7 protein-coding genes are annotated in these 10,496 nt (G+C 66.3%); 6 read left to right on the top strand and 1 reads right to left on the bottom strand.

Going from position 1 to position 10,496, the window contains the following annotated elements:
- The 5 genes from QZX62_RS07865 to QZX62_RS07845 form a co-directional block, all read left to right on the top strand.
- A partial coding sequence (locus QZX62_RS07865; protein WP_294173470.1) for a TonB-dependent receptor occupies positions 1 to 1,109 on the top strand: 1,109 nt, incomplete at its 5' end.
- An 8-nt stretch (positions 1,110 to 1,117) separates the two neighbouring features.
- Complete coding sequence (locus tag QZX62_RS07860; RefSeq protein WP_294173468.1) at positions 1,118 to 2,182, top strand: DUF1611 domain-containing protein; 1,065 nt, start codon at positions 1,118 to 1,120, stop codon at positions 2,180 to 2,182.
- Position 2,183: 1 nt separating this feature from the next.
- Positions 2,184 to 3,314, top strand: a complete 1,131-nt coding sequence (locus tag QZX62_RS07855) for a hypothetical protein (RefSeq protein WP_294173466.1) — start codon at positions 2,184 to 2,186, stop codon at positions 3,312 to 3,314.
- Positions 3,311 to 4,897 carry a serine hydrolase gene (locus QZX62_RS07850; protein WP_294173464.1) on the top strand — a complete coding sequence of 529 codons (1,587 nt, stop codon included), beginning with the start codon at positions 3,311 to 3,313 and terminating at the stop codon, positions 4,895 to 4,897. Before QZX62_RS07855 ends, QZX62_RS07850 begins: the two co-directional genes overlap by 4 nt.
- Positions 4,894 to 6,648 (top strand): amidohydrolase family protein, encoded by a 1,755-nt coding sequence (locus tag QZX62_RS07845; RefSeq protein WP_294173462.1) that lies wholly within the window; start codon positions 4,894 to 4,896, stop codon positions 6,646 to 6,648. The genes QZX62_RS07850 and QZX62_RS07845 overlap by 4 nt, the downstream gene beginning before the upstream one ends.
- An 836-nt stretch (positions 6,649 to 7,484) precedes the next feature.
- On the opposite strand, the gene QZX62_RS07840 is transcribed toward QZX62_RS07845, so the two are convergent.
- Positions 7,485 to 9,038: an MFS transporter gene (locus tag QZX62_RS07840; protein ID WP_294173460.1), complete on the bottom strand. Its 1,554-nt coding sequence runs from the start codon at positions 9,036 to 9,038 to the stop codon at positions 7,485 to 7,487.
- A gap of 297 nt (positions 9,039 to 9,335) precedes the next feature.
- Here QZX62_RS07840 and QZX62_RS07835 point away from each other — a divergent pair, with 297 nt between their 5' ends.
- Positions 9,336 to 10,487 carry a hypothetical protein gene (locus tag QZX62_RS07835; protein WP_294173457.1) on the top strand — a complete coding sequence of 384 codons (1,152 nt, stop codon included), beginning with the start codon at positions 9,336 to 9,338 and terminating at the stop codon, positions 10,485 to 10,487.
- Positions 10,488 to 10,496: the final 9 nt, after the last annotated feature.

Genomic DNA, 10,496 nt, shown 5'->3' with positions numbered 1-10,496 from the left:
GTAAGATCGACCAGTTCATCCCGGGCGTTTCTCTTGCCACCGGCGACATATTCGACGACCCGACGCTGAGCCGCCTGGGGACGGCGCTGCTGAAGTCGCGCTACCGCGAGATCGCGGGCTTCGCCAATGGCACCCTGCATCTCACCGAGCGGTTCGATATCACGGCAGGCGCGCGGCTTAGCGAGATCAAACAACGTACCAGCCAGGAGTCCGGCGGCGTATTGGCCGGCGGCGAGAGCCCGCCCGAGTTCGGGCGATCCAAGGAGAACGTCTTCACCTACTCATTGTCGCCGCGCTTCGATATCAACGACCAGACGGCGGTCTATGCCCGGGTGGCGAAGGGCTACCGGCCCGGAGGTCCTAACATCCTTCCGGCCACGGCCCCTGCGGACGTGCCTCGCTCGTACGACGCTGACACGATCATCAGCTACGAAGCGGGGATCAAGAGCGACATCGGGCGACGCCTGTCGTTCGACCTGTCCGTCTACCACCTCAAGTGGAAGGACATTCAGCTGTTCACGGTGATCGACAATTTCGGCCTGAACGCCAACGGCGGCAGCGCGGTGAGCAACGGCATCGAAGGCACGCTCACCTTGCGGCCGATGACGGGCATGCGCCTGTCGCTCAACGGAGCGCTGATCGACGCGCATCTGACGGAGGACACGCCGCCGCTGGTCGGCGGCTTCGACAACGACGACCTGCCCTACACGCCCAAGGTCAGCTTCGGCGTCAACGGAGACTACGAGTGGCAGCTGGCCGGCACGACGACTTACGTCGGCGCCAGCGTGCGGTTCGTCGGACGACAACGCGACAACTTCGTCGCGGGCGAGATCGTCGGCGTCGACCCGGACACCGGTGAGTTCCAGTTCGAGTTCAGCCCGCAACGTCGGATCCCGCGCTACGCGACCCTGGACCTGCGTGCGGGGGCGGAGCTTGGCCGCTTCACGGTCGACGCGTTCGTGCGCAACGTAACGAACAGCAAGGGCGTCAACTCGCTGAGCACATTCACCGACGAACTGACCGGCGGCAATCCGCTCCCGAACGACGCGATCCGGGCGGCGCTGACCCAGCCACGAACGATCGGCTTCACCGTCGGCACCGAGTTCTAGGGCGTTCGATGCTTAACCGTCCGACCACCATGGATCCGGACGACGGGAGCGCGGGTGCAGGCCTGCTTGCGCTCCCTGGGCCGTTCCTCCTGTTTCTAGGCGATACGGTAAGTGACGGCTATGCCAAGACGGCGTTCGGACTGCGCGACTGGGCGCCTGAGCGCTGCGTCGGCGAGCTTGCGCTGCCGGGCGCATCCGTCACCACCGGGCTGCCGGCGATGTCACCGGCCGCCGCCTACGATGCCGGCGCCCGCGCGCTATTGATCGGGGTGGCCACCCCGGGTGGCCTCATCCCGGAAAACTGGCTCCCCGTTCTGCTCGAAGCGCTGGAGGCCGGGCTCGACTTGGTCTCCGGGATGCACGCACGGCTGGCCGACCTGCCGCCGCTGGTCATCGCCGCGCAGCAGCTTGGGCGCCGGCTCGTCGACGTACGCGTGCCGCCGCCGAACATCCCGGTCGCGACGGGCCGCAAGCGGTCCGGTCGGCGGCTGCTGACCGTCGGAACGGATTGCGCGCTGGGCAAGAAATACACGGCGCTGGCAATCGCTCGCGGCTTGGTCGCGCGCGGACAGGACGCGACGTTCCGCGCGACCGGGCAGACCGGCATCATGATCGCGGGCGGAGGCATTCCGATCGATGCGGTGGTGGTCGACTTCGTGTCGGGGGCGGCCGAGCTGCTCAGTCCCGATGCCGCGCCGGCCCACCTCGACGTGATCGAAGGCCAGGGCTCGCTGTTCCATCCTGCTTACGCGGCGGTGACACTGGGCCTCCTTCACGGCAGCCAGCCCGACCTGTTCGTGGTCTGCCACCAGCCCGGCCGTGCGCATGTGCTCGGCTACCCGGACTACCCTGTCCCCAGCATCGACGAGGTCATCACCACGACGGTAGCGATGGGCCGGCTGACCAATCCCGCGATCCGCTGCGCCGGTGTCAGCCTCAACACCGCGCACCTGAGCGAAGACCAGGCCGACGTCCTCATCACGTCCCAAGCCAGGCGCCTCGCCCTGCCCGTCGCCGATCCGCTGCGAGGCGGACCCGCGTTCGAGCAACTGCTCGACGCCTGCGCGGCCTGATATGATGCAGGAAGCGGGAACCACTCCACCCACCCGTTTCCAGCGCTTCTGGCTTCCCGGCCTCGCCTTCAAGGCGGTGGTCATCGGCGGCGGCTACGCGACTGGCCGGGAACTCGCCGAGTTCTTCCTGCCGAGCGGGCCGTGGGGCGGGGTCGCCGCGATCCTGGTCGCCACCGCCATCTTCAGCCTGGTGTGCATCGTCACCTTTCTGTTCGCGCGCAAGGTGCAGGCCTGGGACTATGTGACCTTCTTCAAGCATCTGCTCGGACCCGGATGGGTGCTGTTCGAAGGCGCCTACGTCCTGTTCATCATCCTGATCCTGGCCGTCTACGGAGCCGCGGCCGGAGCGATCGGGGCGGCCCTGCTCGGCGTTCCACCCTTTCTCGGCACGGCAGCACTGGCGGCTGCAATCGTCGCGGTGGTGACCTTCGGCAACACCTCGGTCGAGCGCATGTTCGCCTACGTCTCCTACCTGCTCTATGCGGTGTACGCGCTGTTCGTCCTGCTCGCCTTTACCAGCTTCGGCGACCGGATCGCCGCGGGGTTCGAGCGTGGCGGGCCGGCGACCGGCTGGCTAGCCGGCGGAACCGTCTACGCCGGCTACAACCTCATCGGCGCGGCGGTGATCCTGCCGGTCATCCGCCACCTGACCAGCAGCCGCGACGCGGTGATCGCCGGACTGATCGCCGGACCGCTGGCGACCCTGCCCGCACTGCTGTTCTTCATCGCCATGGTCGGCTTCTATCCGGCGATCGCCGGCGCGACCCTGCCGTCCGACTTCCTGCTGCAGCAATTGGACATGCCGCTGTTCCACCTGCTGTTCCAGCTGATGATCTTCTCCGCCCTGCTCGAGAGCGGCGCGAGTTCGGTGCACGCGATCAACGAGCGCATCGCCAAGGCGCTGCTGAGCAGCCGCGGAGTGGTGCTCAGCAACCGCGCCCGGCTCGGCATCGCACTGGCGCTGCTGGTCGGCTGCATGTTCGTCGCCGACCGCTTTGGGCTCGTGGCCCTGATCGCCACCGGCTACCGCGCCCTCGCCTATGTCCTCATCGCGGTTTACGTCATCCCCGTCCTCACCCTTGGCGTCTGGCGGCTCACCCGTTCCGATCCGCAGCAGGAGCAGATTGCATGAGACTGGCACTCGCATTCGCGGCAGCGATCGCAGTGGCCGCCCCCGCGCTGGCCGCGCCGCCGGCCGGGTTCGAACAACGGGTCGAGCGCCTGCGCACCAGCTACGGCGCGCCCGGAGTGTCGATCGCCATCGTCGAGAATGGCCGGGCGACGCTGGCCAAGGGCTGGGGCGTGCGGGAGATCGGCAAGCCCGATCCGGTCGGCCCCGATACCATCTTCGGCACCGGCTCGACCGGCAAGGCCTTCACGGTGGCTGCGCTCGCCATTTTGGTCGACCAGGGCAAGCTCAAGTGGGACGACAAGGTCATCGACCACATGCCCGATTTCCGCATGTGGGACCCGTGGGTCACGCGCGAGATGACGGTGCGCGACCTGCTTGTCCATCGCAGCGGGCTGGGGCTTGGTGCGGGCGACCTGCTATTCGTTCCCAACAGCAACCTGTCGCGCAAGGAAACGGTTCGCCGCGTGCGCTTCATCAAGCCGGCGACCAGCTTCCGCAGCGGTTATGCGTACGACAATATCCTCTACATGGTCGCCGGCCAGCTGGTCGAGGAGGTCAGCGGCCAGACCTGGGAGCAGTTCATGCAGGCCCAGGTGTTCACGCCGCTGGGCATGAACCGTTCGACCGAGTCCGCCGCCGAGTTCCAGGCGACCGCCGACCGCGCCCGTCCGCATGGGCGCTACGATGGACCGATCCACGGCATGGGGCGCCAGCAGCCTTATGGGCCCGAAGCCGCCTTGGCCGGCAATGCGGCCCCTGCCGGCGGGCTGGCGATCAGCGCCAACGACATGACCCGCTGGCTGCTGACGCAGCTGGCGCAGGGCCAGATCCCGGGCAGCGACCGGCGTCTGTACTCGGCCGAACAGGCCAAGGAGATGTGGACGCCCGTCACCCTGCAGCCGATCGACCAGCGCCCGCCCGAGTTCGCGGTGCTGCAGCCCGACTTCTCCGCTTACGCGCTCGGCTGGGACGTGGAGGATTACCGCGGCACCAAGATCGTGTGGCACGGCGGCGCGGTGTTCGGATCGCTCACCGCGGTGGCGCTGATCCCGGAGAAGAACGTCGGCTTTTCCATCGCGGTGAACAGCGAGGAAGGCCAGATCGTGCGCGGCCTGATGTATGAGCTGCTCGACCACTATCTCGGCCTGCCCCAGGGCAATTGGCCGGGGAAATACCACGCGTTCCGGCAGTCGAGGCTGGCCGAGGCCGCCAAGCTGGTCACCGCGGCGCAGGCCAAGCCGGCGCGGGTCGGGCCGTCGCTGTCCCTCGACCGCTATGTCGGCGACTATGCCGACCCGTGGTACGGAACCATCAAGGTGCGCCGCTCGGGCAGGGCCTTGGCGATCCAGTTCCCCCATTCGCGCGGCATGGACAGCGTGCTGGTGCACCACCAGTACGACACCTTCAGAACGCGCCCGGCGCTGCGCTGGATCGAGCCGGCGTATGTCACCTTCTCTATCGATGCCGACGGCAAGGTCGATCGCATCCGGATGAAGCCGGTATCGCCGCTGGCCGACTTCAGCTTCGACTACCAGGACCTTGATTTCGCACCGGTCGCAGCGTCGGCCAAGGAGGCGCAATGACGGCCAAGTTTCTTGTGGCAGTTTCGCTTGTCGCCATGGCGGGCGGCTGCGCGACGGGGCCGTCCTCCCCGGCGCAGCTCGCGGCACCTGCGAGCGGCAGCCAGCAGGCAGCGGCCTACGACGTGCTGATCCGCGGCGGCACGATCTACGACGGCAGCGGTAGGGCGCCCTACCTGGGCGAAGTCGGCATTCGCGGCGACCGCATCGTTTACGCCGGCCCGGCGCGGGCGGCGACCGCCAGAACGGTGGTCGACGCCAGCGGTCTCGCGGTCGCGCCCGGCTTCATCAACATGCTCAGTTGGTCCACCGAGTCCCTGCTCGTCGACCCGCTCGGGCAAAGCGAACTGCGCCAAGGCGTTACGCTGGAGGTCATGGGCGAAGGCTGGTCGATGGGCCCGCTCAACCCCGCGATGAAGAAGCTCGCGGTCGAACGCCAGGGCGACATCAAATACCCTATTGAATGGACCACGCTGGGCGACTACCTCAGCTTTCTCGAGCGCAAGGGCACGGCGCTCAACGTCGCATCGTTCGTTGGTGCAACCACCGTGCGCCAGCATGAGCTTGGCGAGGCGGACGTGGACCCCACTCCGGCGCAGCTCGACCGCATGCGCGGCCTGGTCCGCCAAGCCATGGAGGAAGGCGCCCTTGGGGTCGGGAGTTCGCTGATCTACCCGCCCGCGGCCTTCGCCGAGACCGACGAGCTCGTCGCGCTGGTCAGCGAAGCCGGCAAGTGCGGCGGCATGTACATCAGCCACATGCGGTCCGAAGGCGACCGCCTGCTGGAAAGCATCGACGAGCTGATCGAGATTTCGCGCCGCTCGGGCGCACCGGCGGAGATCTACCATCTCAAGCAGGTCGGGCGCGCCAACTGGAACAAGCTCGACCAGGTCATCGCCAAGGTCGAGGCGGCCCGCGCGTCCGGGCTGCGGATCACGGCGGACATGTACACCTACACCGCCGGCGGCACGGGGGTAGCGGCATCGATGCCCCCGTGGGTGCAGGATGGCGGCACCGAAGCCATGCTCAAGCGCCTCAAGGACCCGGCGGTGGTCGCACGGGTCAAGCGCGAGATGGGCAGGCCGGGAAAGAACTGGGAGAACCTCTACTTTCATGCGGGAGCCGGCGGCATCCTGCTCTCCAACCTGACGGAGCCGTCGCTCAAGCCGCTCATCGGCAAGACGATCGCTGACGTCGCCAAGCAGCGCGGAGTCAGCCCCGAGCAGCTGGTCATCGATCTCACGCTGGCGGATCAGGGCCGGGCGGGCGCGATCTACTTTCTGATGAACGAGGAGAATGTCCGCCGGCAAACCGCGATCCCGTGGATGAGCTTCGGCTCGGACGCCGAAGCGGCGGCGCCGGAAGGCGTGTTCTTGAAGTCGAGCACGCACCCGCGCGCCTACGGCAACTTCGCCCGCCTCCTCGGGCGATATGTGCGCGACGGCAGGACCATGCCGCTGCCCGAAGCCATCCGCCGGCTGAGCGCCCTTCCCGCCGCGAACCTCGGCCTGCGCGATCGAGGCAGCCTTGCTCCCGGCATGGCCGCCGATGTTGTGCTGTTCGATCCTGCGACGATCACCGATCACGCCACCTTTGAGCAACCGATGCGATATGCGACCGGCGTTCGCGACGTCTTCGTCAACGGCGTTCAGGTACTCAAGGCCGGGCAGCCGACGGGAGCAACGCCGGGCCGGTTCGTCAAGGGACCCGGTTGGCGGGGCTGGCCAGACGGCGGCTGCCGCAACCGGAAGTAGACGAATAATCCCGCACTCCTGATCAGCTATGGCGGCGATCTCGCGTCAGTATATTCGTAGGTTAATGGTCGGTCTTACCGGTGCGTACGAAGAGCATGGCATAAGCCATCGTAGCGTTGAGCCATCGTCAAGTGCGCCAACCGAGCGTTTGGATGTTCGGCTAGGACTGCTGCAGTAATCTCGTGGCTGGCCCGATTGCCGAAATAATCAAGATCACTGTCGTGATAGCCACCAGGCAAGCTTTGCTGAAGCGCTAGCCGATCGAATTCGGTTGCAACCCGCAGCAAGAAGGCTTCTTCGGGTCGCCCGTGAAACTCCCGTGCCAGCGATCGGCAATCAGCGGCCTCAAGTGGGAGGGAGCATTGGGGCATGGATAGTTCCAAACGCGATGATCGAGGAACCATCGCTATCCTGGAACCGCTGAACTCTTAGTTCCTCAACTTGGTTAACCTTTATATCGAAGTCTTGCGCTGCACACGCGTACATCGCGGACCACCACCGCGCTGGTGAGAGGCAGCTTCCTTGCCACTGCCCGATTCCGTTCTATAGCAACCGGAGTTGCTGCGCTTGGAAAGCTTCCAAACTGCCCAGGCCAGATGCGCTGCAGCCCTAGGCGGTCACCAGCCTGAGTGGTGGCGGGTCGAACGTGCCTAGATTGCCGACAGGCGTTCAAGCGCCTTGCCGGCCGTGTAGCGCGCAGTTCTTCGGCCCGCCGCGCCCGCGACCTGCTCGAACCGTGCCCGCACCTTGTTCTGCGCCTGGCGGAGCCGAGGATGCCGGTCCTGTCCGCCTCGTGGAGGTCGTGAACCATGCCCGGCAACCGCAGTGTGGGCGCCTCATCCGCTTGCAGCGGCTTCCAGCTCCCTCAAGCTCCGCCCGCGGGTCTCCCGTCCGGCCACCGCGACCAGCAGCGCGGAAAGCGCCATGGGTGCGGTGAGCGCCAGCGCCGCCTGGCCCAGGGAGGGAATGAAGCCGACCAGCGCGATCGCTTGCATGGCGACCCCGCCGAACTTGCTGCTGCCGGCGATCAGCCCGGTCGCGCGGCCGCGGCTGCCGAGGGGGTAGTTTTCCGCCGCATAGGGGAGCAGCACTGCGATCATCCCATTGGTGCCGATGATCAGCAAGGCGATCACTGTCACCAGCAGCGGCGGCCACCCGAGCACCGACGCGGGAAGCAGCGCTCCTATCAGACCGACCAGGGTCAGCAGCGCTGTCCCGACCAGCGTCCACTTGCTGCTCCACCGGCTGTAGAGCCAGGCCGCCAAGGTGATGGTCGGCAGCGCGACCAGCGCGGAACTCGCGATGATCCCGCTCGCCAGTTCGGAGCTGTAGCCGCGCTCCTGCAACTCGCTGGGGAGCCAGAGCAGCAGACCGAAGTTGACGAAGCTCCAGGACAGGGCAGCAATCACCAGCGCGGCCGTGAGCCGGCCTTGCCGGACCACGGCGGCGGGGCGGTCCGACTTGAGCTCATCGTTCCGTTGGACGATTCCGAAGCGGTACTGCATGCGCCGAACCTCCTCATCGCGGCCACGTTCCGCCAGAAAGCGCGGCGATTCCGGGATCAAGGGCGCTAGGGCGAGCAGCAGCAGCCCGGTCGGAAAGCCCTGCAGCCACAGCGCGCGCCAGCCGTAGGCGGGTTCGAACGCGTGGGCCGTGGCGCTGGCCGCCAGGTAGCCGCCCACCAGTCCCGTTCCGCCGACCAGCACCAGCACCCAGCTGCGATGCCGCGGCGGCATGACTTCGGCCAGCAGCGTGTACACCACCGGCAGCATCCCGCCCGCGGAGGCGCCCATCAGGAAACACATCAGGAGGTTCAGCTCGAAACTGGGCATTGCGCCGCAGATGGAGGTCGAGACGAACAGGATCGTCGACAGCAGAATGGAGACCCGCCGTCCGTAGGCATCCGCCAACCAGCCCCAGACGAACGAGCCGACGGTGGTTCCGGTCAGGGCCGAGAGCGGCAGAAGTGCCGCCGTGGAACGATCGATGCCATATTCTTGCGAAAGCCCAGGCAGCACGAAGCCCAAGGTCGCGGGCTTCATCACGTCGATCACCAGTCCCAGGGTTAAAACGCCGAGCACCGCCGCGTGCCACCGGCCCAGTGAGGTGTCGTCGGCCGCTTCGAAAGTCGTTCCGGCCACGGAGCCGTGGAGAGCCCGCCGCCTGGGCAATGCGCCGTAGACCGCCGCAGGAATGCCTACGAGGATCAGCGCCATGCCGATGAGCATCACCGGATCGGCGCCCATGCCGGCAAGGTGATTGCCCATGCGATGGGCTTCGACCAGCATCGGCAGGTGCAGGACCACCCCGACGCTGATCGCCGCGCAGGCTGCCCAGAAGATCGGCGCCCGCTCCCCGATGATCCCGCTGCTGCCCCCGACCATGCTCATCAAGCGGGCGGATTAGGCGCCGCTCGCGGCCATGCCAACCACCGTTATGGTGACGAGCAGTCGGACTGATCGACAATGGCACATGCCAGGCAATTTGCAGGTCGGAGTGTCTCGAAGCAGGTCATGATCGGCAGAATGAGCTTGCAGGCAGAGCAGACTGCCGCGATGAACCGCTCCGAAGTTCGCGCATCAGTGAAAGGTCGCTGGGGTTGCCGAAGAGTTTGATCGTGGTGCCAGAGTTGCTTGCCGGTGACCCTGCTTGGTGGCGGCTCAGTCCTCGTGCCAGGGCGTCCTGCGATGAGTAGCCGAGCAGGCCCGGAAGCGGACGGGAAGCGCGTCGTCCTGATCTCGGGCTATCACGACTACCGCACTGCCAAGCGCGCCAGCATCCACCAGATTGCGCAGGCCTTGGCGAAGTCCGGCTACGACGTCTCGTTCATTGCGACCCGCTTCAGCTGGTTGTCGCGCCGTCGCGGCACCGATTCACGCCTGTTCCTATGGGACAAGTCCAACCAGGTAGAGGTGGTCGACGGAATCCGCTGCTTCTTGTGGCGCACAAGCCTGCATCCGTTCCATTCAGGCAATCGCCTGGGGGATGCCATTCTCGGCACCCTGTTTCCCACTTACGCCGAGCTTTCAAGTACGATCTTCGATGACCTCGTCGCCCATGCCGACTACCTCATTATCGAGGCCGGCCTGCCCGCGATCTACCTCCGCCGGCTTCGCCGCCTCAATCCAGGCGCCAAGATCATCTGCTACTGCACCGACCGGCCTGACGTGGTGGGTTCTCACCCTTTTGTCCGCCAGAGGATGATCGATGATCAACATCTGGTCGACCATTTCGTGGTGCGAGCGCGGGCGATGGCCGAATACTTCAACTTCGTGTCCGGTCCGCTCCATCGGGTTGGCTTCGGGATCAACCCGGAAGAGTTCGCGAACATTGGCCCGAGCCCTTATCACAATGGCGACCGGGCGGCGGTTTCGCTCGGCTCCATGCTGTTCGACGAGCATTTCTTCGCTGCCTCGGCTCCAGCCTTTCCGGATGTTCGGTTCGACGTGATCGGCTCAGGCACGGAGCTCCAGGGTCCGCCGAACCTCCACGTACATGCCGAGATGCCCTATGCCGACACGCTTCCGTTCGTGAAGCATGCCGCGATCGGCATTGCGCCCTATCGCGCGGCCCCCGGCGGGGAGTATCTTGCGGACTCGAGCCTCAAGCTGGCGCAGTTCGAATATTTCGGCCTGCCTGCCGTTTGTCCGCATTTCGCCGTTGGCGATTCCACGGCCCGGGTGGGCTATGAGCCGGGCAATCCCCAGTCGATCCGGGCGGCGGTCGGGAAGGCCCTAGCGCTGGTGGGGAAGATCGAACCCCGCAGCTTCCCCACTTGGTCTGAAGTGGCCATGCGCGTCCTGAACCCCGCAGCCTACCCCGATACTCTGGTCAACTGATCCAGGCCG

This window comes from uncultured Sphingomonas sp., from assembly GCF_902806265.1.
Classification (GTDB): domain Bacteria; phylum Pseudomonadota; class Alphaproteobacteria; order Sphingomonadales; family Sphingomonadaceae; genus Sphingomicrobium.
The sequence above is the reverse complement of the archived record's forward strand: the minus strand, read 5'-3'. Positions and strand labels throughout refer to the sequence as shown.

Coding starts and splice junctions, on each gene's coding strand:
- QZX62_RS07860 (WP_294173468.1), top strand. CDS start 1,118: ATGCTTAACCGTCCGACCACCATGGATCCGGACGACGGGAGCGCGGGT.
- QZX62_RS07855 (WP_294173466.1), top strand. CDS start 2,184: ATGATGCAGGAAGCGGGAACCACTCCACCCACCCGTTTCCAGCGCTTC.
- QZX62_RS07850 (WP_294173464.1), top strand. CDS start 3,311: ATGAGACTGGCACTCGCATTCGCGGCAGCGATCGCAGTGGCCGCCCCC.
- QZX62_RS07845 (WP_294173462.1), top strand. CDS start 4,894: ATGACGGCCAAGTTTCTTGTGGCAGTTTCGCTTGTCGCCATGGCGGGC.
- QZX62_RS07840 (WP_294173460.1), bottom strand. CDS start 9,038: ATGAGCATGGTCGGGGGCAGCAGCGGGATCATCGGGGAGCGGGCGCCG.
- QZX62_RS07835 (WP_294173457.1), top strand. CDS start 9,336: ATGAGTAGCCGAGCAGGCCCGGAAGCGGACGGGAAGCGCGTCGTCCTG.